Source organism: Kitasatospora sp. NPDC101108, assembly GCF_055584725.1.
The window spans coordinates 226,122-252,089 of the sequence record NZ_JBVJLM010000012.1 but is presented as its reverse complement, the minus strand read 5'-3'; the positions used below and the strand labels follow the sequence as shown (position 1 = coordinate 252,089).

Annotated in this window: 24 protein-coding genes and 1 pseudogene; 8 read left to right on the top strand and 17 right to left on the bottom strand. The window is 72.9% G+C overall.

What is annotated here, in order from left to right; all coding sequences use genetic code 11:
• The first annotated feature begins 159 nt into the window (after positions 1–159).
• The 7 genes from ACZ6Z8_RS25735 to ACZ6Z8_RS25705 all read left to right on the top strand — a co-directional run bounded on the left by ACZ6Z8_RS25735 (position 160) and on the right by ACZ6Z8_RS25705 (position 4,528).
• Positions 160–381 (top strand): hypothetical protein, encoded by a 222-nt coding sequence (locus ACZ6Z8_RS25735; protein ID WP_465612408.1) that lies wholly within the window; start codon positions 160–162, stop codon positions 379–381.
• A gap of 162 nt (positions 382–543) precedes the next feature.
• Positions 544–1,791 carry a serine hydrolase domain-containing protein gene (locus ACZ6Z8_RS25730; protein WP_465612407.1) on the top strand — a complete coding sequence of 416 codons (1,248 nt, stop codon included), beginning with the start codon at positions 544–546 and terminating at the stop codon, positions 1,789–1,791.
• A gap of 196 nt (positions 1,792–1,987) precedes the next feature.
• On the top strand, positions 1,988–2,350 hold the full coding sequence (locus tag ACZ6Z8_RS25725) for a DUF6204 family protein (RefSeq protein WP_465612406.1): 363 nt from the start codon (positions 1,988–1,990) through the stop codon (positions 2,348–2,350).
• 72 nt (positions 2,351–2,422) lie between these two features.
• The gene (locus ACZ6Z8_RS25720) at positions 2,423–2,917 is read left to right on the top strand and encodes a MarR family winged helix-turn-helix transcriptional regulator (RefSeq protein ID WP_465612405.1); all 495 of its coding nucleotides are present in this window, start codon (positions 2,423–2,425) and stop codon (positions 2,915–2,917) included.
• Between the two features lie 137 nt (positions 2,918–3,054).
• The gene (locus tag ACZ6Z8_RS25715; RefSeq protein WP_465612404.1) at positions 3,055–3,303 is read left to right on the top strand and encodes a hypothetical protein; all 249 of its coding nucleotides are present in this window, start codon (positions 3,055–3,057) and stop codon (positions 3,301–3,303) included.
• A 65-nt stretch (positions 3,304–3,368) separates the two neighbouring features.
• Positions 3,369–3,770: a sulfurtransferase TusA family protein gene (locus tag ACZ6Z8_RS25710; RefSeq protein WP_465612403.1), complete on the top strand. Its 402-nt coding sequence runs from the start codon at positions 3,369–3,371 to the stop codon at positions 3,768–3,770.
• 305 nt (positions 3,771–4,075) lie between these two features.
• Positions 4,076–4,528, top strand: coding sequence for a hypothetical protein (locus tag ACZ6Z8_RS25705; RefSeq protein WP_465612402.1), 453 nt, complete (start codon positions 4,076–4,078; stop codon positions 4,526–4,528).
• 28 nt (positions 4,529–4,556) lie between these two features.
• Here the strand turns inward: ACZ6Z8_RS25705 and ACZ6Z8_RS25700 are convergent, their stop codons facing one another.
• From ACZ6Z8_RS25700 to def, 4 genes are all read right to left on the bottom strand, one after another.
• A complete protein-coding gene (locus ACZ6Z8_RS25700; protein WP_465612401.1) occupies positions 4,557–5,564 on the bottom strand; it encodes a MerR family transcriptional regulator in 1,008 nt (335 codons plus the stop codon).
• Positions 5,565–5,610: 46 nt separating this feature from the next.
• Positions 5,611–7,089 carry an RsmB/NOP family class I SAM-dependent RNA methyltransferase gene (locus tag ACZ6Z8_RS25695; protein WP_465612400.1) on the bottom strand — a complete coding sequence of 493 codons (1,479 nt, stop codon included), beginning with the start codon at positions 7,087–7,089 and terminating at the stop codon, positions 5,611–5,613.
• Between the two features lie 108 nt (positions 7,090–7,197).
• Complete coding sequence (fmt, locus tag ACZ6Z8_RS25690; protein WP_465612399.1) at positions 7,198–8,136, bottom strand: methionyl-tRNA formyltransferase; 939 nt, start codon at positions 8,134–8,136, stop codon at positions 7,198–7,200.
• A gap of 138 nt (positions 8,137–8,274) precedes the next feature.
• A complete protein-coding gene (gene def / locus ACZ6Z8_RS25685; protein ID WP_465612398.1) occupies positions 8,275–8,820 on the bottom strand; it encodes a peptide deformylase in 546 nt (181 codons plus the stop codon).
• Between the two features lie 299 nt (positions 8,821–9,119).
• On the opposite strand from def, the pseudogene ACZ6Z8_RS25680 reads away from it, so the two are divergent.
• Positions 9,120–9,590 (top strand): annotated as a pseudogene (locus ACZ6Z8_RS25680) (hypothetical protein); the annotation flags it as partial.
• A 252-nt stretch (positions 9,591–9,842) separates the two neighbouring features.
• On the opposite strand, the gene ACZ6Z8_RS25675 reads toward ACZ6Z8_RS25680, so the two are convergent.
• The 13 genes from ACZ6Z8_RS25675 to ACZ6Z8_RS25615 form a co-directional block, all read right to left on the bottom strand.
• Positions 9,843–11,927 (bottom strand): primosomal protein N', encoded by a 2,085-nt coding sequence (locus tag ACZ6Z8_RS25675; RefSeq protein ID WP_465612397.1) that lies wholly within the window; start codon positions 11,925–11,927, stop codon positions 9,843–9,845.
• Between the two features lie 96 nt (positions 11,928–12,023).
• The gene (gene metK, locus ACZ6Z8_RS25670) at positions 12,024–13,232 is read right to left on the bottom strand and encodes a methionine adenosyltransferase (protein ID WP_402816430.1); all 1,209 of its coding nucleotides are present in this window, start codon (positions 13,230–13,232) and stop codon (positions 12,024–12,026) included.
• 150 nt (positions 13,233–13,382) lie between these two features.
• Complete coding sequence (gene coaBC, locus ACZ6Z8_RS25665) at positions 13,383–14,612, bottom strand: bifunctional phosphopantothenoylcysteine decarboxylase/phosphopantothenate--cysteine ligase CoaBC (protein WP_465612396.1); 1,230 nt, start codon at positions 14,610–14,612, stop codon at positions 13,383–13,385.
• A gap of 238 nt (positions 14,613–14,850) precedes the next feature.
• The gene (rpoZ, locus tag ACZ6Z8_RS25660) at positions 14,851–15,117 is read right to left on the bottom strand and encodes a DNA-directed RNA polymerase subunit omega (protein WP_030056185.1); all 267 of its coding nucleotides are present in this window, start codon (positions 15,115–15,117) and stop codon (positions 14,851–14,853) included.
• A gap of 37 nt (positions 15,118–15,154) precedes the next feature.
• Positions 15,155–15,712 carry a guanylate kinase gene (gene gmk, locus ACZ6Z8_RS25655; protein WP_402816428.1) on the bottom strand — a complete coding sequence of 186 codons (558 nt, stop codon included), beginning with the start codon at positions 15,710–15,712 and terminating at the stop codon, positions 15,155–15,157.
• 49 nt (positions 15,713–15,761) lie between these two features.
• The gene (gene mihF, locus ACZ6Z8_RS25650; RefSeq protein WP_030290269.1) at positions 15,762–16,088 is read right to left on the bottom strand and encodes an integration host factor, actinobacterial type; all 327 of its coding nucleotides are present in this window, start codon (positions 16,086–16,088) and stop codon (positions 15,762–15,764) included.
• A gap of 361 nt (positions 16,089–16,449) precedes the next feature.
• The gene (gene pyrF / locus ACZ6Z8_RS25645; protein ID WP_465612419.1) at positions 16,450–17,283 is read right to left on the bottom strand and encodes an orotidine-5'-phosphate decarboxylase; all 834 of its coding nucleotides are present in this window, start codon (positions 17,281–17,283) and stop codon (positions 16,450–16,452) included.
• 112 nt (positions 17,284–17,395) lie between these two features.
• A complete protein-coding gene (locus tag ACZ6Z8_RS25640; protein WP_465612395.1) occupies positions 17,396–18,499 on the bottom strand; it encodes a quinone-dependent dihydroorotate dehydrogenase in 1,104 nt (367 codons plus the stop codon).
• 138 nt (positions 18,500–18,637) lie between these two features.
• Positions 18,638–21,946, bottom strand: a complete 3,309-nt coding sequence (carB, locus tag ACZ6Z8_RS25635) for a carbamoyl-phosphate synthase large subunit (protein WP_465612394.1) — start codon at positions 21,944–21,946, stop codon at positions 18,638–18,640.
• The gene (carA, locus tag ACZ6Z8_RS25630; protein WP_465612393.1) at positions 21,939–23,096 is read right to left on the bottom strand and encodes a glutamine-hydrolyzing carbamoyl-phosphate synthase small subunit; all 1,158 of its coding nucleotides are present in this window, start codon (positions 23,094–23,096) and stop codon (positions 21,939–21,941) included. Before carA ends, carB begins: the two co-directional genes overlap by 8 nt.
• Positions 23,093–23,659 (bottom strand): PH-like domain-containing protein, encoded by a 567-nt coding sequence (locus tag ACZ6Z8_RS25625; RefSeq protein ID WP_465612392.1) that lies wholly within the window; start codon positions 23,657–23,659, stop codon positions 23,093–23,095. Before ACZ6Z8_RS25625 ends, carA begins: the two co-directional genes overlap by 4 nt.
• Positions 23,659–24,963, bottom strand: a complete 1,305-nt coding sequence (locus ACZ6Z8_RS25620; RefSeq protein ID WP_465612391.1) for a dihydroorotase — start codon at positions 24,961–24,963, stop codon at positions 23,659–23,661. The genes ACZ6Z8_RS25625 and ACZ6Z8_RS25620 overlap by 1 nt, the downstream gene beginning before the upstream one ends.
• Positions 24,960–25,964, bottom strand: coding sequence for an aspartate carbamoyltransferase catalytic subunit (locus tag ACZ6Z8_RS25615; protein WP_465612390.1), 1,005 nt, complete (start codon positions 25,962–25,964; stop codon positions 24,960–24,962). Before ACZ6Z8_RS25615 ends, ACZ6Z8_RS25620 begins: the two co-directional genes overlap by 4 nt.
• Between the last annotated feature and the right edge of the window lie 4 nt (positions 25,965–25,968).

Genomic DNA, 25,968 nt, shown 5'->3' with positions numbered 1-25,968 from the left:
ACGCTGCGGCCCGAGGCCGGAACGCTCCGCGCCTCGGGCCGCACGGGCTATCCCGGCCCTGAAGGACCGGGCTTGCGCCCGAATCAGGTGGGTCAGCGATCAGCCTTGGAGTCACCGAGACGGCGGCCACCGGGGCCGCCGGAGAAGGGAGTCTCCACCATGTTCCGCATCGCCCGTACAGCCCGTGCCGGCCGCATCGCCCGTGGCACCCTGGACCGCCTGGGCTACTCCTGGGGCGTGGGCAACATGGACGTCGACAAGGACGGCAACCCCTACCAACCCGTCGTCGGCACCTGCATGGCGATAGCCCCCTTCGCTCCCGTCACCGCCGGTGGGTTCACCGTCAACCCCGTCGAACTGACGCCCCCGCCCACCCCCTGAGCGAACCCGAAACCGGTCATCAGCCCGGAACCCCGTGAGGTGAACCATGCTCCGCACCAGTCAACACGCCCGCCGCCGCCAGGGAACTGATTGAGCGTCATACATGTGTTCTCCAACGCGGCCCACTCCGCACCCGCCCGACCCACCCATCTCGGAGACCACATGGCCATCGCCAAGCCCGCCGCCCTCGCCCTCGCCGGACTGCTCCTCGCCGCCGCCTCCGCACCCGCCCTGGCCGCCGGCAGCGGCAGGCCGACCAGCGACCCCGACAAGGCCGCCCTGAACGCAGCCATAGCCTCCCGACCAGGCGACCCCACCGCGGGCGTCATCGCCCGAGTGACGGTCGACGGCCAGACCTGGCGAGGGTCCGACGACGACCCGGTCAGCGGTCAGCCGGTAGCGCCGAACGCCGCCTTCCGGATCGGCAGCATCAACAAGACCTTCGTGGCCGCCGTGCTGCTGCAACTCGCCGCCGAGCAGCGGGTCGACCTGGACGGCACCGTCCAGCAGTACCTGCCGGGCGTCCTGCCCAACGGCAGCGGCGGCAGCGGCGGCAGCGGCGGCAGCGGCGGCAGCGGCGGCAGCCCGGCCTACCAGCCGATCACCGTCCGCCAACTCCTCGACCACACCAGCGGGCTGCCGCCGGTCGTGGAAGGTCCGGGGAACGTCTCCAACAGCGAGCTGATCGCCCAGCGATTCGGCGTCGAGACCTTCGAGGAAGTCGTCCAGCGCACTCTTCGCCCCACCGGCAGCAGCCCGGACTCCTGGCCCAAGCCGGTCTTCGCACCCGGTACCGAGCAGCAGTACAACAACTTCAACTACCGCCTCGCCGGCCTGCTGATCGAACGCGTCACCGGCCACTCGCTCCAGCAGGAGGTGACAGCCCGCATCCTCGGACCGCTCCACCTCCGGCACACCGAACTGACCGACGGCGCCCCGAAGATGCCCGAACCCCACCTGACCGGCTACTTCCCCGACGACTCCAACACCCCGACCGACGTCTCCGAACAGGGCGGCAACCCCGAGTCGATGGTCTCCACCCCGGCCGACCTGGACCGCTTCCTGCGTGCCCTGCTCGACGGTGAACTCCTGCCGCCGCAGCAGCTGCACGACCTGCTCACCCTCCCGCGCGACACCTCAGGAGAGCTGCTGCCCTACCACGGCTCCGACGACTGCCAGTTGGGGCCCGACAAGGGCAAGGCCTGCTACAGCGTCGGACTGCTGGCCATCCCGCTGCAGGACGGCACGACGCTCTGGGGCAAGACCGGGCACGACCTCGGCTACTCCGACGGAATCTTCGCCACTGCGGACGGGCGCAAGCGCCTGGTCTACTCCGTCGGAATCGGCGCCGGAGCTCCGGCCCCAGCCCTCCGCCTGGCCGCGACCACCTTCGGACCCTTCGCCCGCTGAGGCCGACCACAAAGGGGCCGGCCCCCTCACCCCGCTCGCCCGGCGCCCGGCGCCCGGCCGTCGAGCCAGGGCGGGTCTTTCGGATCACGGCCGCCCGGCGTGATCCGGAAGACCCGTCCCACCCCCGTCCGCCGGGCGCGTCCCGCCCGCGAAATCGCATTGGCGGTCCACCGTCCCTCCTGCCTATCGTCTGAGCATGACCACCCGAACCTTCCGCATCATGGTGCGCGGCGTCTTCGACGGCCTCAACGACGAGCAGCGCGCCGAACTCCTCGCGGCCGCACCCGAACACGAGGTACTGCGCGCCGCCTTCACCCGCGAGGGCCACCTCAGCTACGACCTCAACGCCCGCGCCGCGTTCACTTTCCGCTTCCTCGACGAGGGCGAGGCGGAGGAGGACATCCTGGAGGCCACCGAGCGGGCCGAGCAGGCCGCTCAGTCCTGGCTGGCCGACCGTGGCTACGGCTACAAGAACCTCCGCTCCCAGGCCGAGGACCTCTCCCAGGCGCCCCTCGGCAAGCGGCAGCGCCGCGCCGCCAACGGCTCCGCCACCAACTGACCGACCCCCCTCCCCCGCCACCTCCTTGACGGCTCCGCCCGTGCATATACTTGAGCAGTCAAGGAGGTGGCAATGACAATCCCGGCGAACAGCCCCACGAGCGACTCCCGCCCCGACCCGCTCGACACCGCCCTGCGCCTGGTCCGAGCGCAGACGGCCGTGGTCAAGCGCTTCGACGCGGGCCTCAGCAGCCTGCACGGCGTGAGCCTGTCCGACTTCACCCTGCTCCTGCACCTCGCCCAGGCTCCCGGCGGCCGGATGCGCCGGGTCGACCTCGCCGAGGCCCTCGGCCTCACCGCCTCCGGCGTCACCCGAGGCCTCGCCCCGCTGGAGCGGATCGGCCTGGTGACCCGCGAGGCCGCCGCCCGCGACGCCCGGGTCGCCTACGCCGCCCTCACCCCGACCGGTCGCGACCGACTGGCCGAGATGCTGCGCACCGCCCGGCAGATCGCCGCCGACCACTTCGCCCGCGAGCAGTGGAGCAGCGAGGACCTCACCCAGCTGTCCGCCCTGCTCACCCGCCTCGGCGGCACCGCCCCCGAACACCGCCACCTCCCGAGGCCGTGACCGGTCCCACCCCACCCAACTCCTCGCGCCACCCCACCCCCTAGGCTGAACCCGCACCACCGCACCACCGGCACGCCCAGCATCACCGGCACCCCCAGCATCACCCGCACCACGGCACACCCCGCGAAGGCAGCACCATGACCCGCACCCCCGGCCCGACGCCCGCCGCGTCGCACCGCCGGGAGCCCGCCCTCGCGGACGTCCCGCACGCGCACCGGCCGCAACAGACCTACCGCGCCGACCCGGGCCTGTACGACGAGCAGCCGTCCGGCCCCGCGCGCCACGCCGTCCGGGCCTTCGCCACCGCCGACGCCGACCAGCTGCTGGAACTCGGCACCGGCGACGCCCGCTACGGCGCCGGCACCGGCCACGGGGGCGACATCTGAGCCCACCCCTTTGAGGAGGGCGAACTGCCCCGCCGCCTCCGGCGCATCACCCAGGAGACCCCCCGATGACCACCCCTGACAGCACCGCCCCCGACAGCACCGCCCCCGAGCCCACCGCCCCCGACCTCACCGTCGACGGCACCGGCCTGCTCTGCGTCCAACTCCTGCTCCGCCTGCGCGCGCAGATCGCCCACCTCCCGGCCGGCGCGGTGGTCCACATCCACACCACCGACCCCGCCGCCCCGCTCGACCTGCCCGCCTGGTGCCACCTGACCGGCCACGAGTACCTCGGCCCGGTCCCCTCCCCGGCGCCGGACCGCGAGGTCTACGCCCTGCGCCTCACCTCCGCCCCCGTCCGGACCCGCCCCGGCCGCCCGTGGCACCCGGCCCCCGCCGAGAGCACCCCCACCCCCGCCGAGAGCACGCCCGAAAGCACGCCCGACGGCACCTCCGAGCGCACCGACTGACTGACCCGCCCACCTGGGTATCCCCGCGCGCCCGCCGCGTCCCCCGGTGAAGACTGCCCCCCTGCCCCCTGCCCACCGCAGCAGCCCCACCCGTGACCGAGTGCCCTCCCTCCTCGCCCCCACCGGAGAGCTGTACGCCCACCCCCGTCCCTGGAGGACAAGCCGGCCCACCACGCCTATCCGCTCGCCGCCCTCCCACCGGGCTTGGCCGAGTGGGCGGTCCACGCCGGGCTCCCCGCGGCCACCGGGTGTGCCACGATGAGGAGAGAGCGTAACGGCCGGACTCCACAGGGAGGTTGACCACCATGGATCCGATCCTCAGTTGCCACTGGCGCGATCAGGACGGCGAGTGGGAACTGACCGTCCGCCACAACGGCTCCGACTGGGAACTGCTCGCCGCCGCACCGCTCTGGTCGGAGTCGCTGCCCTTCGCCGGCCCGGACGAGGTCCGCCGACTGGCCCAGGCCCTGCTCGACCTGCCCTCCGACCCCGAGCCGTACGAGTGCGAATGGGAACTCTCCCGGACGGAGTTCGCCCGCACCGAGAAGGAGCGCACCCACTTCGCGACCTTCGCCGTCGGGCTGGACCCCACCGACGACCACCGCCCGTACCTGGCCTACCAGTCGTACCACCACCTGGGCCAGGCCACCGGGCTCGGTCTGGAGGTGATCTGCGAGGACCCTCCGGTCGACCACCTCCGCGCCCAGGCCCACGCGTTCCTCACCAACTGCCCCGGCCCGCCGCCCCGCCGGCCGTAGACGCCCGACGGCAGGCCGCCGAGCCACCTCAGCCCACGGCTCGCACCGCCCACTCCAGCACCTCGGCCGAACTCTCCGGCGCCGCCCAGCCGTTGACCACCGCCAACGGCGTGAGGTACCGCTCCCGTCGGGGGTCCGCCATGGCCCTCAGCCGCCCCGCCAACCGAACCCGCAGCACCGCCCCGCCCACCCCGACCCCGGCCGCACCCAGCAGCCGGGCGTACCGCTCCAGCAGCACGTCGCCCACCCGCGCCGCCTCCGCCGATTCCGGCGCCACGCCGGACGCAACCGCCGGACCGGCCAACTCCCGGACCAGTGCGGCCAGTCCGGGCCGGGGAACAGAGCTCGCGCCGGCCGCCTCCCTGGCCTCGTCCTCCGCCAACCCCCGCAGCAACGCACGGAAGCCGGTGTCCTCGGCCAGTAGCGCCAGCTCCACCCAGGCCTCGACCTGTTCGCCCGACGGCTCCTCCGGAAGCTCCGGCGTCAGCGACCGGGCGACCCCTTCGAACCGATCGCCTCCTCCAACCCGGCCGCCCCTTCCGAACCGACCGTCCCCTCCGAACCGACCGTCCCCGGGAGCATCCGAGCCGAACACCTCCGCAAGGAACTCCCCGACCAGGCGCCCCCGTTCGTCCTCCGTCAAGCGGGCCAGGCGGTGCACGAGCGTCAGCTCCTCTGCGGTAGCCCCACGCGCGGCCACCGTCCGCAGCACCGCCTGCCGCAGCCGCAGCACCCGGATCCGGACGTCGAGCGCCGCGGCGTGCGCCGCCGCGATCTCGGACAGCCCGCTTTCGCGCTCCAGCACCTGCCGGACCTCGGGCAGTCCGAGGCCGAGTTCGCGCAGGGTGCGCACCAGTTCCAGGCGTGCGACGGCGTCCACGCCGTACTGCCGGTGGCCGGCCGGGTTGCGGTCGGCCGGCGACACGATCCCCTGGTCCGAGTAGAACCGGACGGTCTTCACCGTCAGCCCGGTCCGCCGGGCCAGCTCCCCGATGGTGAGGAGCGGACCGGTCGTGGGGAGCGCATCGCCGTTCATGCCCACCACCCTGCCGCCTCCCCCTACGGGAGGCGCAAACCCATCCTCAGGCCGTGCGCCGCAGCAGCGCCAGGTACATCGCGTCCGTGCCGTGCAGGTGCGGCCACAGCTGCACGTCCGGGCCGTCCCCGAGCGCGGGCACGCCGGGCAGCAGCGGCCGCGCGTCGATCCACTCGACCCGGCCGCCCTCGCCGCGCAGCACGTCGTCGACGACCGCCCGGGTCTCGGCGAGGTGCGGTGAGCAGGTCGCGTAGCCGACCACGCCGCCGACGCGGGTGGCCTCGATCGCCGAACGCAGCAGGTCGCGCTGGAGCGGCCCGAAGGCCGCGACGTCGGCCGGCCGGCGCCGCCAACGGGCCTCCGGACGGCGCCGCAGCGCGCCCAGGCCGGAGCACGGCACGTCCACCAGCACCCGGTCGAAGCCGCCGGAGCGCCAGGCCGGGCGCGTCCCGTCGGCCGCGATCACCGTGTAAGGGCCGGGGTTGCCCTCCAGCGCCCGCGCCACCAGCCGGGCCCGGTGCGGCTGCTTCTCGCTCGCGACCAGCCCCGCGCCGCGCTCGGCGGCCAGCGCGCCGAGCAGCGCGGCCTTGCCGCCCGGTCCGGCGCAGCCGTCCAGCCAGAGCCGGTCCGGGCCCTCCAGCGGCGCCGCGGCCAGGGCGAGCGCGACCAGCTGGCTGCCCTCGTCCTGCACGCCCGCCCGGTTCTCCCGGACGGCGGTCAGCGCGCCCGGGTCGCCGCCCTCGGCGAGCCGCAGCGCGAACGGGGACCAGCGCCCGGGCGCGGCCTCCGGCAGGGCGTCGGCCAGTTCGCCGACGGTGGCCCGGCCGGGCCGGGCGACCAGGGTGACCTCGGGCCGCTCGTTGTCGGCCCGCAGCAGTTCCTCCATCGCGGTGCGCCCGGAGGCGTCCGGCTGCCAGCGGCCGAGCGAGTCCCAGAGCGCGGAGACCACCCAGCGCGGGTGGGAGTGCACGACGGCCAGGTGGTCCTCGGCGTCCTTGTCGTACGGCGGGGCGACCTGCTCGATCCAGCCGTCCAGGTCGTGGGCGCTGATCCGGCGCAGCACGGCGTTGACGAACTTGGCCTTGCCGTCGCCGAGCACCACCCGGGCCAGCTCGACGGTCGCCGAGACGGCCGCGTGGCTGGGGATGCGGGTGGTGAGCAGCTGGTGGGCGCCGAGCGAGAGGACGTCCAGCACCGGCGGGTCGACCTTGCTCAGCGGCCGGTCGATGCAGGCCGCGATGATCGCGTCGTAGGTGCCCTGCAGGCGCAGAGTGCCGTAGACGAGCTCGGTGGCGAGGGCGGCGTCGCGCCGGTCCATGCCCTTCTGCTCGGCCTCGCGCAGCAGGGACGGCAGGATCAGGTTGGCGTACGCGTCCCGCTCGTCGACGGCGCGGAGGGCGCGGAACGCCACGATCCGCGCCGGGTCCTTCTTCGGCCGCCGGTGCGGACGCGGCGCACGCTTGGCGCCAGCCGCGCCGGAGTTGCCGGACGCGCCGGAGTTGCCACGGGTACTGGGGGTGCTCACAAGTGCCTCAAAGTGCTGCGATGGTTATCAGAAGATCTCGAACGAACAGTAACGCCAAACCCGGCGGTCAGCCCCATGGGGCCGTCCCGAACCTCCGCCGGGCGGCGCTCACGCCCCGAAGCGCTCCCCCGCCTCCAGCCGCGCCCCGCGCGCCCAGTCGGCCGCCCGCATCTCCTTCTTCCCCTGCGGACGCACCTCGCCCAGCTCGATGTCGTGGCTCCCGGTGCCGACCCGCACGCTGTTCTTGCCGACCATCGCGACCTCGCCCGGTGCCAGCTCGGCGGTGTCCGGCAGCAGCTTGACCGGCCCGGTGACCTTCAGCCGCTCGCCCCGGAACTCCGTCCACGCGCCCGGTGCCGGCGCGCAGCCGCGCACCACCCGGTCGATCCGCAGCGCCGGGTGGTTCCACTCGATCCGCGCGTCCTCGACGCTGATCTTCGGCGCGAGGGTGACGCCCTCGGTCGGCTGCGGCACGGCGTGCAGCGAGCCGTCCTCGATGCCGTCCATGGTGGCCACGAGCAGCCGGGCGCCCGAGAGCGAGAGCCGGGTGAGCAGTTCGCCGCTGGTGTCGCTCGGGCGGATCTCCTCGGTGATCACGCCGTAGACCGGGCCGGAGTCCAGGCCCTGTTCGATCAGGAAGGTGGACGCGCCGGTGACCTCGTCGCCGGCCAGCACCGAGTGCTGGACCGGGGCCGCGCCGCGCCAGGCGGGCAGCAGCGAGAAGTGCAGGTTGACCCAGCCGTGCACCGGGATCTCCAGGGTGCCGGGGCGCAGCAGCGCGCCGTAGGCGACCACCGGGCAGCAGTCGGGGGCGAGTTCGGTGAGCCGGGCGACGAAGTCCGGGTCGCTGGGCTTCGCCGGCTTGAGGACCTCGATCCCGGCCTCCTCGGCGCGCTGGGCGACGGGGCTGGCGACCAGCTTGCGCCCGCGCCCGGCGGGGGCGTCGGGGCGGGTGACCACCGCGACGACCTCGTGCCGGTCGGAGGCGATCAGCGCGTCCAGGGCGGGAACGGCGACCTCGGGGGTGCCGGCGAAGACGAGACGCATCAAGTGCCTTTCTGCAAACGAATCTGCGAACAAATCCGCAAACAAGTCGCGCGAACAAATCCGCGAACGAAGAACGAAGGAGCGGAGAGCGGAGAGCGGAGGAGCGGAGGACGGGGAGACGAGGACCGGAGGACGGACTCAGCGCGCCGAGCCGAAGGTGCTGTGCGGCGATATCTTGACGACCGGCGCCGGACCGGCGCCCCAGTCGCTCTCCCGGATCGCCTTCAGCGCGGCCTTGCGCTGCTCCCGGTCGAGCCGGTCGATGAAGATGATGCCGTCCAGGTGGTCGGTCTCGTGCTGGATGCACCGGGCGAGCAGTTGGGTGCCCTCCACCGTGACCGGATCGCCGTACATGTTGAAGCCCTTGGCCACCACGCCGTAGGCGCGCCTGGTGTCGTAACGCAGCCCGGGCAGCGAGAGGCAGCCCTCCGGGCCCTCCTGCTCGTCCTCGCTGAGCGACAGGTCCGGGTTGATCAGGTGCCCGGTGACGCCGTCCACGTGGTACGTGAACACCCGCAGCGAGACGCCGAGTTGGGGTGCGGCGAGGCCGGCGCCGGGGGCGTTCAGCATGGTGTCGGTGAGGTCGCTGACCAGGTTGCGCAGTTCCTTGTCGAAGGTGGTCACCGGCTGGGCGGTGGCCCGCAGGACGGGGTCTCCGAAGAGACGGATCGGCTGGATCGCCACGGGGTACGGGCTCCTGTCCGCGAGGGCACGGGTTTTCGGGCAACGACTGGTTCCCCGCAAGTCTATGCAACTCCCCCGGGCGCTCCGACGGGTCGTCCTCGCCCGCCCGAACCGCCTCCCGGCGACGACGGCACCGCCTCCCCACGGCACCCGCACCCGCTTCTGGCATATCCCGAGTCGCCGGGCCGCGTTACCCCGGCCCCCGCTTCGGCGTTGGTCAAGAGAGATTGACCGGGGCCGGGCGCACGGGACACCGAGCTCCGGCCGAGCTGAACCGTACGGAAGGTGGCACGTAGGCCATGGCCGAGCAGATCAACCACGACGCCCGGGCGCGGGCGAGCCTGCACCTGCTGGTGCGGGACATCGAGCGGGTGAGGCGCCAGGTCGACGCGCTGCGGACGCTCACCGCCCAGCTGGGCAACGTGTACCGACCGCGCCGCCCGAGCACCTCGGCCGGTTTCGTGGTGTACGGCCGGGCGCCCGCGCCGACCGTGCGCCTGGCGCAGGAGCTGCGGGAGAGCGTGGAGACCCTGGTGGCGGCGGCGGTCGAGTTCGACCGCGCGCTGGGCTTCTCCTGGGACTCGGTGGGCTCCGCCCTCGGGGTCACCAAGCAGGCCGTGCACCGCCGTTACGGCATGCGCCGCCCGACCAGCGAACTCCTCGCCGCCAGCGGCGCCGTCCCGGGCCCCAGCCGCCCGGACCGCTCCGAGGAGATCCCCGCGCCCGCCGAACGCAGCGGCCTGGCCGCCACCGTGCCCGCCGCCCGCCAGGGCGGCCTGGACCGCGCCGCCCTGGAGCGCAACTCCCTCGACCGCACCCCGATCGACCGCAGCACCATCGACCGAACGGGCATCGACCGCAGCACCCTCGACCGAACCGCCCTCGACCGCAGCACCATCGACCGAACCGCCCTCGACCGCCCGCAGCCGGACCGCACCAACCTCCCCCTCCGCGGCTGACCGACCCCGCCACGACGGGCCGTCCCGGGGCGGGGTGGCCCACTCACCCCGCCCCCGGCGACCTCACCCGATGTCCGTCGGATCCACCCGCACCCGCACCGCCTCCGGCGTCCGCAGCGCGATCCGCGCGATCTGCGCCGCCTTGAGCGCCGCCGCCAGCGCGGCCCCCTGCCCGGGCGCCACCCGCAGCAGCGCCCGCTCCTGCTCCTCCCCCCGCAGCGCGGGCGCCGGCACCGGCCCGAGCACGTCCGCGCCCTCCGGCAGCCGGATCAGGTTCAGCAGGTCGGCGACGGCCGCCGGGCTGCCGCTCACCGAGGCCATCCGCGACACCGGCGGGAAGTGCAGCTGCGCCCGCTCGTCCCGTTCCAGTCCGGCGTGCCCCAACGGGTCCCAGCGCACCAGCGCCTGCACCGGCCGGGCCGACGGCTCGGCGACCACCACCACCGTCCCGCCCTCCCCGGACGGCCGGGCGAGTGCGGCCGCCGCCAGCCAGAGCCGCAGCGTCTCCTCCCCGGCCCGCAGGTCGGGCCGGCTGAGCAGCGCCCAGCCGTCCAGCAGCAGTACGGCCCCGTACCCACCGCCGCCCTCGACCACCGGCTCGGCGCCGGGGGTGGAGATCACCAGCGAGGGCTCGTCCGGCACCGTGTCCAGCACCGCGTCCCGGCCCGAGGTCCGCACCGGGATCCGCGGGAAGGCCTTGCCGAGTTCCTCCGCCGTGCGCCGGGCCCCGACCACCTGCGCCCGCAGCCGGAAGGAGCCGCACTCGGGGCAGTGCCAGTCGTTCTCCGCCTCCCCGCACCAGCCGCAGCGCAGCGAGGCGTCCGCCGAGGGCGCCTCCAGCGGCCCCTCGCAGCGCCGGCAGCGGGCCGGGGTGCGGCAGCGCCCGCAGGCCAGCCGCGGTACGTAGCCGCGCCGGGGCACCTGGATGAGCACCGGGTGCCCGGCCGCCAGCGACTCCCGGGCGGCCTCCCAGGCCACCGAGGGCAGCCGGGCGGCCTGGGCGGCGGCGTCCCGGTGCTGGTCCTGGTCGGTGACGGTGCGCACCCTGGGGGCGACCTGCCGGACGGTCTCCCGGTCGGCGACCAGCGGCCGCGCCCAGCCGGTGCTGACCAGTTGCGCGCCCTCCACCGTCACCGCGTGCCCGCCGAGCAGCACCGCGGCGCCCTCCTCGGCGGCGCGCAGCAGCGCGACCTCTCGCACGTGCGGGTGCGGGGCGCGCGGGTCGCTGTGGCTGCTGTCGCCGTCGGACCAGACCACGACCAGCCCGAGGTCGCGCACCGGCGCGAACATGGTGGCCCTGGTCCCGATGGCGGCGTGCACCGAGCCGCGGCTGACCGCGAGCCAGCGCCGGTAGCGCTCGCGCGGGCCGAGCTCGGCCTCCAGCGCCACGTGCAGGCCCGGTCCGAGCAGTTCGGTCAGCGCCTGGTCGACCCGGGCCACCGACCGCCGGTCGGGCAGCACGACCAGCGCGCCGCGCCCGCCCGCGAGCGTCGCCGCCACGGCCCGGGCGATCTCGTACGGCCAGCCGGGCCCGGGCAGCGCCGCCCACACCGCGCGCGGCGAGCCGCCGGCCGCCAGCGCGGTGAGGAAGTCGGGTCCGGCCGGGTAGCGCTGCCAGCCGCCGGGCGCCGGGGCCTGGGGGCGCGGCAGCGGCGGCGGCGAGGGCTCGGCCTCGGCCTTGGCGTGCCGGGGCGGTACGGCCAGTTGCAGCACGTCCGCCAGGGTCCCGGCGTACCGGTCGGCGACGGTGCGGCACAGCCGGAGCAGCTGGGGTGAGAGCACCGGCTCGGGCGAGAGCACCTGGGCGAGCGGCGCGAGCGGGCCCGCGAAGTCGCTCTTCTCCAGCCGGGCGACGATGAACCCGTCGTGCAGTTCCCCGCCCTCGCGCTGGCCCTTGACCACCCGCGCCCCGAAGCGCACCCGCACCCGCGCCCCGGGCCGGGCCTCCTCGGCCATGGCGGCCGGCACCTCGTAGTCGAAGAACTTGTCGATGGTGAGCACGCCCTTGTCCACCACGACCCGGGCCACCGGCAGGTGCTCCGCCCGCTTGGCGCCCTTCCACGTCCGGGGTTTGGCCCGCTTGACCGTCTCCCGGATGAACGCCAGCTGCTCCGGCTCGGCGGCCCCGTTCTCCCCTGTGCTGCTCATCGCTCCCAAGTACTACCAGGTCACACCGACACCGCGCACAAAGCGGAGCGGCGCCCACCCCCCGAACCGGGGGTGGGCGCCGCTCCGTACACCAGGTCAGTCCTGGACGGCAGCCTTCAGCTGCTCGACCCGGTCGGTGCGCTCCCAGGTGAAGTCCGGCAGCTCACGGCCGAAGTGGCCGTACGCGGCGGTCTGGGAGTAGATGGGCCGCAGCAGGTCCAGGTCGCGGATGATCGCGGCCGGACGCAGGTCGAAGACCTCGGAGACGGCCTTCTGGATGGTGAGGACCGGCACGGTCTCGGTGCCGAAGGTCTCCACGAACAGGCCGACCGGCTCGGCCTTGCCGATCGCGTACGCGACCTGCACCTCGGCGCGGGCGGCGAGGCCGGCGGCGACGATGTTCTTCGCCACCCAGCGCATCGCGTACGCGGCCGAGCGGTCCACCTTGGACGGGTCCTTGCCCGAGAAGGCGCCGCCACCGTGACGGGCCATGCCGCCGTAGGTGTCGATGATGATCTTGCGGCCGGTGAGGCCGGCGTCGCCCATCGGGCCGCCGATCTCGAAGCGGCCGGTCGGGTTGACCAGCAGGCGGTAGCCGTCGGTGGTCAGCTTGATGCCCTGCTCGGCCAGCGCCTTCAGCTCCGGCTCCACGACGAACTCGCGGATGTCCGGGGTCAGCAGCGACTCCAGGTCGATGTCGCTGGCGTGCTGGGTGGAGACGACCACCGTGTCGAGGCGGACGGCCTTGTCGCCGTCGTACTCGATGGTGACCTGGGTCTTGCCGTCGGGGCGCAGGTACGGGATGGTCCCGTTCTTGCGGACCTCGGTGAGGCGGCGGGAGAGGCGGTGCGCCAGGGTGATCGGCAGCGGCATCAGCTCGGGCGTCTCGTCGGACGCGTAGCCGAACATCAGGCCCTGGTCGCCGGCACCCTGCTTGTCCAGGTCGTCCTCATCACCCTCGACCCGGGCTTCGTACGCGGTGTCGACACCCTGCGCGATGTCGGGCGACTGGGCACCGATGGACACCGAGACGCCGCAGGAGGCGCCGTCGAAGCCCTTCTTGGAGCTGTCGTAACCGATCTCCAGGATCTTGTCCCGGACGAGCTGGGCGATCGGCGCGTACGCCTTGGTGGTCACCTCGCCGGCCACGTGCACCTGGCCGGTCGTGATGAGCGTCTCCACGGCGACCCGGGACGTCGGGTCCTCCCGCAGGAGAGCGTCAAGGATGGTGTCGCTGATCTGGTCAGCGATCTTGTCGGGGTGTCCCTCGGTCACGGACTCCGAGGTGAACAGGCGGCGAGACACAGCGCTCCCTGGGGTTGCAGCGGCTGCTGACTGAAGGCCCCCGGCGAACCGGGGACATCCGGAAAGACTTGATTCCTGGAGTCTAACCGGCTGGTTCCGTCGAACGTCACCCGCTTCGGGAAATCAAGAACGTTCTCGATCGGAACTCGATCAGTTCCGCCCCGGTTCCAACCGCTTTGCGACCAGATCCCAGACGACGTCCGCGAGCGCCTCCTTCGGGCCCACCGGTACGGGGGTCTCGCTGCCGTCCGAGCCAAGCACCACGGCCTCGTTGACGTCCTGGCCGAAGGCCTTGCCGTTGCCGACCTCGTTGACCACCAGCAGGTCGCAGCCCTTGCGCGCGAGCTTGGCGCGGCCGTTGGCGAGCACGTCGTCGGTCTCCGCCGCGAAACCCACCACGAGTTGAGCCGAACGGGGGCGGTGCGCCGACAGCTCGGCCAGCACGTCGGGGTTGCGGACCAGCGCGACGGGCGCCGGCTCGACGCCCTCGACCTTCTTGATCTTGCCGGTCGCGTACTCGGCGGGCCGGAAGTCCGCCACCGCCGCGGCCATCACCACGGCGTCCGCGTCCTCGGCCGCCTTCAGCGCCGCCTCGCGCAGCTCCAGCGCGGTCGAGACGTGCACCACGTCCACCCCGGCCGGGTCGGGCAGCTCGGCGTTGGCCGAAACCAGGGTCACCCTCGCCCCGCGCGCCGCGGCGGTCACGGCGAGCGCGTAGCCCTGCTTGCCGGAGGAGCGGTTGCCGAGGAAGCGCACCGGGTCCAGCGGCTCCCGGGTGCCGCCGGCCGAGACCACCACGTGCCGGCCGGCCAGGTCGGTCGGCACCGCACCGCCGCGGCGCAGCACGGCCCGGCAGGCGTCGAAGATCGCGGCGGGGTCGGGCAGCCGCCCCTTGCCGGTGTCCGCGCCGGTCAGCCGCCCGACGGCGGGCTCCAGGACGATCACGCCCCGGCGGCGCAGCGTGGCCACGTTCTCCTGGGTGGCCGGGTGCTCCCACATCTCGGTGTGCATCGCGGGCGCCAGGACGACCGGGCAGCCGGCCGTGAGCAGGGTGTTGGTCAGCAGGTCGTCGGCGAGCCCGTGGGCGGCCTTGGCCATCAGGTCCGCGGTGGCGGGGGCGACCACCACCAGGTCGGCCTGCCGACCGATCCGCACGTGCGGGACCTCGTGCACGTCCTCCCAGGTCTCGGTCGCGGCCGGGCGGCCGGACAGCGCCGCCCAGGTGGCCTCGCCGACGAAGTGCAGCGCCGCCGCGGTGGGCACCACGGTGACCTGGTGGCCGGACTCGGTGAACCGGCGCAGCAGCTCGCACGCCTTGTAGGCGGCGATCCCGCCGCTGACGCCGAGGACCACACGGGGGGCGTCCGCACTCGCGCTCATGTACCGGCCTCTCTCCGCATCGGAAACCTGACCACCGCCGGGAACCTGATCATCCCGGGGAACCCGCTCACCCTACGGCCCCTCGACCGCCACCCGCACGGTGCCCCACCTCCCAGCGAACACCCTCGACGGGCACCCGCATGTACGGGTACCCGCGGCGGGCATCCGTGGCAGCGAACACCGGAGGGCCCGGCGGAATCGTTTCCGCCGGGCCCTCAGGTGAAGGTACGGGTCTGCCTCAGGCAGCCTCGACCGCCTCGGCGGTCAGCATGCCCGCGTTGATCTCGCGCAGCGCGATCGACAGCGGCTTCTCGTGCACGTGGGTGTCGACCAGCGGGCCGACGTACTCCAGCAGGCCCTCGCCGAGCTGGGAGTAGTACGCGTTGATCTGGCGCGCGCGCTTGGCGGCGTAGATCACGAGGCTGTACTTCGAGTCGGTGGCCTCAAGCAGCTCGTCGATCGGCGGGTTGATGATGCCCTCGGGCGCGGTCATGGAAGAGGACACGCGAAAACCTTCCGAAAGGGTGGAAAAGACTGACAGGTCAGGCTACACCGAGCAAGGCTAGCAGTTCGGCCGCTACCTGCTCGACGGAGGTGTTGACAAGGGTCGTGTCGAACTCGGTCTCGGCCGCGAGCTCGACCTTGGCCGCCTCCAGCCGCCGCTCGATCACGTCCTGCGGCTCGGTGCCCCGGCCGGTCAGCCGGCGGACCAGCTCGTCCCAGCTCGGCGGGGCCAGGAAGACCAGCTGGGCCTCCGGCATCGACGCGCGCACCTGACGGGCGCCCTGCAGATCGATCTCCAGCAGGACGGGCTCGCCACGCTCCAGCTTCTCCAGCACGGCCGCGCGCGGGGTGCCGTAGCGGTTCCCGGCGAACTCGGCCCACTCCAGCAGCTCGCCGTTGGCGACCAGCTTGTCGAACTCGTCGTTGTCGACGAAGTGGTACTGGACCCCGTTCTTCTCGCCGGGCCTCGGGTGCCGGGTGGTGGCCGACACCGAGAGCCAGACCTCGGGGTACATCTTCCTCATATGAGCGACGACCGTGCTCTTGCCGACCCCCGAGGGGCCGGAGAGCACGGTCAGCCGCGGACGCTCACTCATGCACCGATTATCCCGGATCGCGGACGATCCCGGGACCACGGGGGCACGGTCAGGCGGCGCCACCGCCGAACTCCCGCTCCAGGGAGGCGATCTGGTTCGTGCCGAGACCGCGGACACGGCGGCTCTCGCTGATGCCGAGGCGCTCCATGATCTGCTTGGCACGGACCTTGCCGACGCCCGGAAGGGACTCCAGCAGGGCCGACACCTTCATCTTGCCGATGACGTCGTTGTCATTCTTGCCGGCCTTGATCACCTCGTGCAGGGAGGCGCCGGAGTGCTTGAGCCGGTTCTTGACCTCGGCGCGCTCCCGGCGAGCCTCGGCGGCCTTGGCGAGCGCGGCGGTGCGCTGTTCAGGGGTAAGGGGCGGAAGAGCCACGCCGTTCACCTCAGGGTGTGGAAGGAAGGGATTGAGCTATGACTGGTTCGGTACCTAGGACACCGTCCGCAAGAGGAGCCCAATGGAGAACCACAGGGCCCTGACCTGCGGGAGCTACGGGTTCGCGGCTCGCCGATGACCTATCGCCGGACACTACCCGTATTGCGGCGCCACGTCAGGAAAAGAACACGAAAAGTCCTGGTCAGCCAAGGCCGACCAGGACTTTCCAGGGCAAAATGACCGCGATTGCGAGACTTCGGCGGGGCCGATGTGACGGCGCTCACGTCAACTCCGGTGCCGCGCCGCCGTCCTGCGGACACTGCGCACGGTCACCGGACGGCTACTGGCCGGATGCCTTCCGCTACTTGACGGCGTCCGCGAACTCCCCGACGAAGCGCTCCGCCGCCTCCCGCAGGGCCGACACCGACGGACCGTGCTTGAGCACGTCGCGGCTGACGCTCGGCACCACGTTGAGCACCGAGGCGCCGAACACCCGCGGCAGGTCCGCCATGGTCGCGCCCTGGGCGCCGATCCCGGGGGCCAGCAGCGGGCCGTTGATGGCCAGGTCCACGCCCGCGTCGGCCAGCGTCGCGCCGACCACCGCGCCGAAGGAGCCCAGCGGCGCCGCGTCCGCGTTCTCGGCCGCCAACTGCCGCAGCACCGACGCCGCGACCGGCTCGCCGTCCGCGCCGACGGCCCGCTGCACCTCGGCGCCCTCCGGGTTGGAGGTGAGCGCCAGCGCGAACACCCCGCAGCCCTGCTCGCGGGCCAGGTCCAGGGCCGGGCGCAGCGAGCCGAAGCCCAGGTACGGGCTGACCGTGACGGCGTCCGAGAACAGCGGGCTGCCGGGCGACAGGAAGGCCTCGGCGTAGGCGGCCATGGTGGAGCCGATGTCGCCGCGCTTGGCGTCCATCAGAACGAGCGCGCCGGCCGCCCGGGCCTCCTCGACGCTCTTCTCCAGCACCGCGACGCCCTTGCTGCCGAAGCGCTCGAAGAAGGCGGCCTGCGGCTTCAGCACGGCGACCCGGTCGGCCAGCGCCTCCACCACGGTGCGGCTGAAGGTCTCCAGCCCGGCGAGGTCGTCGCCGAGGCCCCAGGCGGAGAGCAGGGAGGCGTGCGGGTCGATGCCGACGCAGAGCTGGCCGCGGGTGTCGAGGGCCTGGCGAAGCCGGGTGCCGAACGGGGCGAGGGTCATGGCGTCCTTTCCGAGGGTCATGCGGGCGTTCCGAGGGTCGTGCGGGCGTCCCGGGGGCCGGGCGGGCCGGTCCGGGGGCGGGCGATCGTTCAAGGGGTGCGGGCGGCGTCGCTCAGGCGCCGCGGACGGCGCTGCCGACGGCCGCCGCGAGGTCACGGAAGCCGGCGGCGCGGATCCGGGCCGACAGGCCCTTGTGGATCCGGCGGCACCAGAACGGACCCTCGTAGATGAAGGCGCTGTAGCCCTGCACGAGGTCGGCGCCGTGGATGATCCGCTGCCAGGCGTCCTCGGCGGTCTCCACGCCGCCGACCGAGACCAGCGTCAGCCGGCCCCCGGTACGGGCGCGCAGCCGCTGCAGCACCTCCAGGGCCCGGGCCTTCAGCGGGGCGCCGGACAGGCCGCCCATGCCGATCTCCTCGACCCGCTTCGCGTCGGCCCGCAGGCCCTCGCGCCCGATCGTGGTGTTGGTGGCGATGATGCCGTCCAGGCCCAGTTCCAGGGCGAGGTCGGCGACCGCGTCGACGTCCTCGTCGGCCAGGTCGGGGGCGATCTTGACCAGCAGCGGCACGCGGTGCGCGGTGGTGCGGTCGGCGGCCTCGCGCACCGCGGCGAGCAGCGGGCGCAGGTGGTCGACGGCCTGGAGGTTGCGCAGCCCGGGGGTGTTCGGCGAACTGACGTTGACCACCAGGTAGTCGGCGTACTTGGCCAGCCGCTCGGTCGACTTGACGTAGTCGGCGACGGCGTCGGCCTCCTCGACCACCTTGGTCTTGCCGATGTTGACGCCGATCACCGGGGTGGAGCTGGTGTGCGGACGGGCGGCCAGCCGGGCGGCGACCCGGGCCGAGCCCTGGTTGTTGAAGCCCATCCGGTTGATCAGCGCGCGGTCCTCGACCAGGCGGAACAGCCGGGGCGCCGGGTTGCCGGGCTGGGGCTCGCCGGTGACGGTGCCGATCTCGACGTAGTCGAAGCCGAGCATCGCCAGGCCGTCGATGCCGACGCCGTTCTTGTCGAAGCCGGCCGCGAGGCCGAACGGGCCGGGCAGGTCCAGCCCGAGGGCCCGGGTCCGCAGCGCCCGGTCGCGCGGGGCGAGGACCAGCCGGACCAGGGTGCGCAGGCCGGGAACGGAGGAGGCGAGGCGGATCCAGAAGAAGGCCAGGTGGTGGGCCTTCTCGGGGTCCATCTTCTTGAAGACGAGGTCGAACAGAAGCTTGTACAAAGGGGGTCAACTCCCGCAGCGAGAACCGTAATTAAGGGCCCGGGCGCAGCCCGTCGAAAGAAGGGTGGTGGTGGGCGACGGGTGGGCATACGAGTGGGGGGCACCAATGCGACTCCGGTGCCCCCCACTGCGGTGGTGCTACTTGCGGCCGGCGTTGATCAGCTCGGCGTGCTCCTGGAGCGACATCACTCCGACCTCGTCGCGCAGCAGCGCGTCCATGCCCTGGACCGCCGCGCCCATCGCCTGGACGGTGGTCAGGCACGGCACCCCGCGGGAGACCGCGGCCGTGCGGATCTCGTAGCCGTCGAGGCGACCGCCGGTGCCGTACGGCGTGTTGATGATCAGGTCGACCTCGCCGTCGTGGATCAGCTGGACGATGGTCTTCTCGCCGTTCGGGCCCTCGCCCTCGCTGTGCTTGCGCACCAGCGTGGACGGGATGCCGCCGCGGTGCAGCACCTCGGCGGTGCCGGCGGTGGCGAGCACCTCGAAGCCGAGGTTGACCAGCGCCCGGGCCGGGAAGACCAGGTTGCGCTTGTCCCGGTTGGCGACCGAGACGAAGACCTTGCCCCGGGTCGGCAGCGCGCCGTACGCGCCGGCCTGCGCCTTGGCGTACGCCGTGCCGAAGACCCTGTCGATGCCCATGACCTCACCGGTCGAGCGCATCTCCGGGCCGAGCACGGTGTCCACGCCGCGGCCGTGGATGTCGCGGAAGCGGCTCCACGGCATCACGGCCTCCTTGACCGCGATCGGGGCGTCGGCCGGCAGCGTGCCGCCGTCGCCCTCCGCCGGGAGCAGGCCCTCGGCGCGCAGTTCGGCGATGGTGGCGCCGAGCGAGATCCGGGCGGCGGCCTTGGCCAGCGGCACGGCCGTGGCCTTGGAGGTGAACGGGACGGTGCGGGAGGCGCGCGGGTTGGCCTCCAGCACGTAGAGGATGTCCCCGGCCAGCGCGAACTGGATGTTGATCAGGCCGCGGACGCCGACACCGCGGGCGATGGCCTCGGTGGAGGTGCGCAGGCGCTTGATGTCGTAGCCGCCGAGGGTGATCGGGGGCAGCGCGCAGGCGGAGTCGCCGGAGTGGATGCCGGCCTCCTCGATGTGCTCCATGACGCCGCCGAGGTAGAGCTCGGTGCCGTCGTAGAGCGCGTCGACGTCGATCTCCACCGCGTCGTCGAGGAAGCGGTCGATCAGCACCGGGTGCTCGGAGATCAGACCGGCGTGCCGCTCCAGGTAGGAGGCGAGCGAGGCCTCGTCGTAGACGATCTCCATGCCGCGGCCGCCGAGCACGTAGGACGGGCGGGCGAGGACCGGGTAGCCGATCTCGTCGGCGATCGCCTTGGCCTCCTCGAAGGAGAAGGCGGTGCCGTGCTTGGGGGCGGGCAGGCCGGCGTCGCGCAGCACGCGGCCGAAGGCGCCGCGCTCCTCGGCGAGGTCGATCGCCTCGGGCTGGGTGCCGACGATCGGCACGCCGTTGTCCTTGAGCGCCTGGGCCAGGCCCAGCGGGGTCTGGCCGCCGAGCTGGACGATCACACCGGCCAGCGGGCCGGCCTGCTGCTCGGCGTGGACGATCTCCAGCACGTCCTCCAGCGTGAGCGGCTCGAAGTAGAGCCGGTCGGAGGTGTCGTAGTCGGTGGAGACGGTCTCCGGGTTGCAGTTGACCATGACGGTCTCGTACCCGGCGTCGGCCAGCGCGAAGGAGGCGTGCACGCAGGAGTAGTCGAACTCGATGCCCTGGCCGATGCGGTTCGGGCCCGAGCCGAGGATGATCACGGCCGGCTTGGTGCGCGGGGCGACCTCGCTCTCCTCGTCGTACGAGGAGTAGAAGTACGGGGTCTTGGCGGCGAACTCGGCGGCGCAGGTGTCGACGGTCTTGAACACCGGGCGGATGCCGAGCGCGTGGCGCACCTCGCGGACGACGTCCGGCTTCAGGCCGCGGATCTCGCCGATCTGCTGGTCGGAGAAGCCGTGCCGCTTGGCGTGGCGCAGCAGCTCGGGGGTGAGCTCGGCGGCCTCGGCCAGCTCGACGGCGATCTCGTCCAGCAGGAAGAGCTGGTCGACGAACCACGGGTCGATCCTGGTGGCCTCGAACACCTCCTCCGGGGTGGCGCCGGCCCGGATGGCGTCCATCACGGTGTTGATCCGGCCGTCGGTCGGCACGACCGCCTTGGCCAGCAGCTCGGACTTGTCGCCCAGCGGGCCGGTCCAGCTGAACTGGGAGCCCTTCTTCTCCAGCGAGCGCAGCGCCTTCTGCAGCGCCTCGGGGAAGTTGCGGCCGAGCGCCATGCCCTCGCCGACGGACTTCATGGTGGTGGTCAGCGTCGCGTCGGCGCTCGGGAACTTCTCGAACGCGAACCGCGGCACCTTGACCACGACGTAGTCGAGGGTCGGCTCGAAGGAGGCCGGGGTCTCCTCGGTGATGTCGTTGGGGATCTCGTCCAGGGTGTAGCCGACGGCCAGCTTGGCGGCGATCTTGGCGATCGGGAAGCCGGTGGCCTTGGAGGCGAGCGCCGAGGAGCGGGAGACGCGCGGGTTCATCTCGATGACGATGACCCGGCCGTCGTCGGGGTTGACGGCGAACTGGATGTTGCAGCCGCCGGTGTCGACGCCGACCTCGCGGATGACGGCGATGCCGATGTCGCGCAGGATCTGGTACTCGCGGTCGGTGAGCGTCATCGCCGGGGCGACGGTGATCGAGTCACCGGTGTGCACGCCCATCGGGTCGAAGTTCTCGATGGAGCAGACGACCACGACGTTGTCGTTCTTGTCGCGCATCAGCTCCAGCTCGTACTCCTTCCAGCCGAGGATGGACTCCTCCAGGAGCACCTCGGTGGTCGGCGAGAGGGCCAGGCCCTGGCCGGCGATGCGGCGCAGGTCCTCCTCGTTGTGGGCGAAGCCGGAGCCGGCGCCGCCCATGGTGAAGGAGGGGCGCACCACGACCGGGTAGCCGCCGAGCTCGTCGACGCCGGCCAGCACCTCGTCCATGGTGTGGCAGATGACCGAGCGGGCGGACTCGCCGTACCCGATCTTGGCCTTGACGGCCTCGACGACGCCCTTGAACAGGTCGCGGTCCTCGCCCTTGTTGATCGCCACCACGTCGGCGCCGATCAGCTCGACGCCGTACTTCTCCAGGGTGCCCGCGTCGTGCAGCGAGATCGCGGTGTTCAGCGCGGTCTGGCCGCCCAGGGTCGGCAGCAGCGCGTCGGGGCGCTCCTTGGCGATGATCCTCTCGACGAACTCGGGGGTGATCGGCTCGACGTAGGTGGCGTCGGCGATCTCCGGGTCGGTCATGATCGTGGCCGGGTTGGAGTTGACCAGCACGACCCGCAGGCCCTCGGCCTTGAGGACACGGCAGGCCTGGGTGCCGGAGTAGTCGAACTCGGCGGCCTGGCCGATGACGATCGGGCCGGAGCCGATCACCAGGACGGACTTGATGTCAGTGCGCTTAGGCACGCTGGCCCTCCATGAGCTTCACGAAGCGGTCGAACAGGTAGGCGGCGTCGTGCGGGCCGGCGGCCGCTTCGGGGTGGTACTGCACGCTGAAGGCGGGCACGTCGAGCGCCTGCAGGCCCTCGACCACGTCGTCGTTGAGGCAGACGTGGGAGACCTCGACCCGCCCGTAGGGGGTGTCGCTCACCTGGTCCAGCGGTGCGTTCACGGCGAAGCCGTGGTTGTGGGCGGTCACCTCGACCTTGCCGGTGGTGCGGTCCTGCACCGGCTGGTTGATGCCGCGGTGGCCGTACTTGAGCTTGTAGGTGCCGAAGCCCAGGGCGCGGCCGAGGATCTGGTTGCCGAAGCAGATCCCGAAGAACGGGGTCCTGCGCTCCAGCACGCCCTGCGCGAGGGCGACCTGGTGGTCGGCGGTGGCCGGGTCGCCCGGGCCGTTGGAGAAGAAGACGCCGTCGGGGTTGACCGCGTAGACGTCCTCCAGGGTGGAGTCGGCCGGCAGCACGTGCACCTCGATGCCGCGCTCGGCCATCCGCTGCGGGGTCATCGCCTTGATGCCGAGGTCCAGCGCGGCGACGGTGAACCGCTTCTCACCGACGGCGGGGACGACGTACGGCTCGGTGGTGGCCACCTCGGCGCACAGGTCGGCGCCCTTCATCTCGGGCGACTGCTGCACCCGGGCGAGCAGGGCGGCCGGGTCGGCCAGCGCCTCGCCGGAGAAGATGCCGCAGCGCATCGCGCCGCGCTCGCGCAGGTGGCGGGTCAGCGCGCGGGTGTCGATGCCGCTGATGCCGACGATGCCCTGGCGGGTGAGCTCCTCGTCCAGCGAGCGGCGGGAGCGCCAGTTGGACGCCACCCGGGCGGGGTCGCGCACGACGTAGCCGGCGACCCAGATCCGCTTGGACTCGTCGTCCTCGTCGTTCCAGCCGGTGTTGCCGATCTGCGGGGCGGTCATCACGACCACCTGGCGGTGGTACGACGGGTCGGTCAGGGTCTCCTGGTAGCCGGACATGCCGGTGTTGAAGACCGCCTCGCCGAAGGTCTCGCCGGTCGCGCCGTAGGCCTGGCCGCCGAAGGTCCGGCCGTCCTCCAGGACGAGCACGGCCGGGATGCGCTCCCGCCGTTGGCGCTGCGTGGTGGGGGCAGGTGCGGTCATTGCGCGGCCTCTTCCGTCTTCTTCGTCTTCGTACGTGTTGCGACCTGGGCGATCGCCTCGACCCAGGCGGTGTGCTCATCGGGGTGGTCGGCCCGGAAACCGGAGTCCAGTTCGGTGCCCTCGTGCGTCCAGCTGACGACGAGCAGCCCGGAGGGGACGACCTTGCCGGCGATCCCGGAGTCCGTACGGGCACCGGTCAGGTGCTCGGCCGGGATCCAGAAGTCGACGTCGCCGGGGCGCTGCACCAGCAGGCCGTCCTCGCCGAGGGTGAGGTCGGCCCGGCTGCGGGTGCCCAGGCCGTGCGCGACGACCCGGTCGAGCCAGTTCCCGGCGGTGGTGGTGCCGTGGTAGCGCCCGCTGGTCTCCAGGATGGTCCGGCCGGCGCGGGCCGGCACGGCGGGCAGCGGCGGGATCCCGGACTGCAGGGTGCGCCGCCAGTTCCAGCCCTGGCGCATCAGCCAGTAGACCAGGCCGATGACGATCAGCAGCCCGATCGACCAGCCGATGTAACCCGGCCAGTTGGTGACCTTCGCCTGCTCCCTGGCGAGTGCGGCGTGGTCCATCACTCCAGCCCGCCCTGCTCGGCCAGCTCGCCGGCCAGCACGGTGGCGCGGCCGCGCAGGAAGGTGGCGTGCACCCGTCCGGGCAGGTCCATGCCCTTGTAGGGGGTGTTGCGGCTGCGGGTGGCGAAGCTGTCGGGGTTCACGGCCCCACGGTACGCGGGATCGAAGAGCACCAGGTTGGCCGGCTCACCCACCGAGATCGGCCGGCCGTGGCCGGTGAGACGGCCGATCCGGGCCGGGCGGTGCGACATCCGGTCCGCGACGCCCTCCCAGTTCAGCAGGCCGGTGTCGACCATGGTCTGCTGCACGACCGACAGCGCGGTCTCCAGGCCGACCATGCCCATCGCGGCCACGGCCCACTCGCAGTCCTTGTCCTCGGCCGGGTGCGGCGCGTGGTCGGTGGCGACGGCGTCGATGGTGCCGTCGGCGAGCGCCTTGCGCAGCGCCTGGACGTCCTCGGCGGTGCGCAGCGGCGGGTTCACCTTGTACACCGGGTCGTAGGAGCGGACCATCTCGTCGGTCAGCAGCAGGTGGTGCGGGGTGACCTCGGCGGTGACGTCCCAGCCCTTGGACTTGGCCCAGCGGACGATCTCGACCGAGCCGGCGGTGGAGAGGTGGCAGACGTGCAGCCGGGAGCCGACGTGCGCGGCGAGCAGCACGTCGCGGGCGATGATCGACTCCTCGGCGACGGCCGGCCAGCCGCCGAGCCCGAGCTCGCCGGAGACCTGGCCCTCGTTCATCTGGGCGCCCTCGGTCAGCCGCGGCTCCTGGGCGTGCTGGGCGACGACGCCGTCGAAGGCCTTGACGTACTCCAGGGCGCGGCGCATCAGCACCGCGTCGTCGACGCACTTGCCGTCGTCGGAGAAGACCCGGACGTTCGCGGCGGACTCGTGCATCGCGCCGAGCTCGGCGAGCTTCTTGCCCTCCAGGCCGACGGTGACGGCGCCGACCGGCTGCACGTCGCAGTAGCCGGCCTCCTGGCCGAGCCGCCAGACCTGCTCGACCACGCCGGCGGTGTCGGCCACCGGGGTGGTGTTGGCCATCGCGTGCACGGCGGTGAAGCCGCCCATCGCGGCGGCCTGGGTGCCGGTGAGCACGGTCTCGGCGTCCTCGCGGCCGGGCTCGCGCAGGTGGGTGTGCAGGTCGACCAGGCCGGGCAGCGCGATCATGCCGGAGGCGTCGATCTCGATGTCGGCCTCGACCGCCAGGCCGGTGCCGATCGCCCGGATCACGCCGTCGGCGAGGTGGAGGTCCTGCGGGGCGCCGCCCAGGACCTTGGCGTTGCGGATCAGGTAGCTGGTCACTGGACGTTCTCCACGGAGTCGGTGCGGGCGGCGGTGTCGGCGAGGGTGGCTCCGCCGAGCAGCAGGTACAGGACGGCCATCCGGACGGAGACGCCGTTGGCGACCTGCTCGACCACGGTGCAGCGCGGCGAGTCGGCGACCTCGGCGGTGATCTCCATGCCGCGGACCATCGGGCCGGGGTGCATCACGATGGCGTGCTCGGGCAGCTGGGCCATCCGGGTGCCGTTCATCCCGTAGCGGCGGCTGTACTCGCGCTCGGTCGGGAAGAACGCGGCGTTCATCCGCTCGCGCTGCACCCGCAGCATCATCAGCGCGTCGGTCTTGGGCAGCACGCTGTCCAGGTCGTAGCTGACCTCGCAGGGCCACCCGGCTGCGCCGGTAGCGGGGTTGGGTTCGATGCCGATCGGCAGCAGGGTCGGCGGGGCGACGAAGGTCACCTGGGCGCCGAGGGTGGTCAGCAGGTGCACGTTGGAGCGGGCGACCCGGCTGTGCAGGACGTCGCCGACGATGGTCACCCGCCGGCCGGCCAGGTCGTTGCCGAGCCCGGCGTTGAGGTGGCGGCGCATGGTGAACGCGTCGAGCAGCGCCTGGGTGGGGTGCTCGTGGGTGCCGTCACCGGCGTTGATCACGCTGCCGTGCAGCCAGTCGGACTGGGCCAGCCGGGCCGGCGCGCCCGAGGCGTGGTGGCGGATGACGACGGCGTCGGCCCCCATCGCCTGGAGGGTCAGCGCGGTGTCCTTGAGGCTCTCGCCCTTGGAGACCGACGAGCCCTTGGCGGAGAAGTTGATGACGTCCGCGGACAGCCGCTTCTCGGCGACCTCGAAGGAGGTCTTGGTGCGGGTGGAGTCCTCGAAGAACAGGTTGACGACGGTGCGGCCGCGCAGCGTGGGCAACTTCTTGACGGCCCGGCCGGAGAGCTGGGCCAGCTCCTCGGCGGTGTCCAGGATCAGCAGCGCGTCGTCGCGGCTGAGATCGGCGGCGGAGACGAGGTGGCGCTTCACGCGG

What these genes read in the sequence shown, in the direction of transcription:
- ACZ6Z8_RS25735 (WP_465612408.1), top strand. Translation starts at nt 160, where the DNA reads ATGTTCCGCATCGCCCGTACAGCCCGTGCCGGCCGCATCGCCCGTGGC.
- ACZ6Z8_RS25730 (WP_465612407.1), top strand. Translation starts at nt 544, where the DNA reads ATGGCCATCGCCAAGCCCGCCGCCCTCGCCCTCGCCGGACTGCTCCTC.
- ACZ6Z8_RS25725 (WP_465612406.1), top strand. Translation starts at nt 1,988, where the DNA reads ATGACCACCCGAACCTTCCGCATCATGGTGCGCGGCGTCTTCGACGGC.
- ACZ6Z8_RS25720 (WP_465612405.1), top strand. Translation starts at nt 2,423, where the DNA reads ATGACAATCCCGGCGAACAGCCCCACGAGCGACTCCCGCCCCGACCCG.
- ACZ6Z8_RS25715 (WP_465612404.1), top strand. Translation starts at nt 3,055, where the DNA reads ATGACCCGCACCCCCGGCCCGACGCCCGCCGCGTCGCACCGCCGGGAG.
- ACZ6Z8_RS25710 (WP_465612403.1), top strand. Translation starts at nt 3,369, where the DNA reads ATGACCACCCCTGACAGCACCGCCCCCGACAGCACCGCCCCCGAGCCC.
- ACZ6Z8_RS25705 (WP_465612402.1), top strand. Translation starts at nt 4,076, where the DNA reads ATGGATCCGATCCTCAGTTGCCACTGGCGCGATCAGGACGGCGAGTGG.
- ACZ6Z8_RS25700 (WP_465612401.1), bottom strand. Translation starts at nt 5,564, where the DNA reads ATGAACGGCGATGCGCTCCCCACGACCGGTCCGCTCCTCACCATCGGG.
- fmt (WP_465612399.1), bottom strand. Translation starts at nt 8,136, where the DNA reads ATGCGTCTCGTCTTCGCCGGCACCCCCGAGGTCGCCGTTCCCGCCCTG.
- ACZ6Z8_RS25675 (WP_465612397.1), bottom strand. Translation starts at nt 11,927, where the DNA reads ATGAGCAGCACAGGGGAGAACGGGGCCGCCGAGCCGGAGCAGCTGGCG.
- coaBC (WP_465612396.1), bottom strand. Translation starts at nt 14,612, where the DNA reads ATGAGCGCGAGTGCGGACGCCCCCCGTGTGGTCCTCGGCGTCAGCGGC.
- gmk (WP_402816428.1), bottom strand. Translation starts at nt 15,712, where the DNA reads ATGAGTGAGCGTCCGCGGCTGACCGTGCTCTCCGGCCCCTCGGGGGTC.
- pyrF (WP_465612419.1), bottom strand. Translation starts at nt 17,283, where the DNA reads ATGACCCTCGCCCCGTTCGGCACCCGGCTTCGCCAGGCCCTCGACACC.
- carA (WP_465612393.1), bottom strand. Translation starts at nt 23,096, where the DNA reads ATGACCGCACCTGCCCCCACCACGCAGCGCCAACGGCGGGAGCGCATC.
- ACZ6Z8_RS25625 (WP_465612392.1), bottom strand. Translation starts at nt 23,659, where the DNA reads ATGGACCACGCCGCACTCGCCAGGGAGCAGGCGAAGGTCACCAACTGG.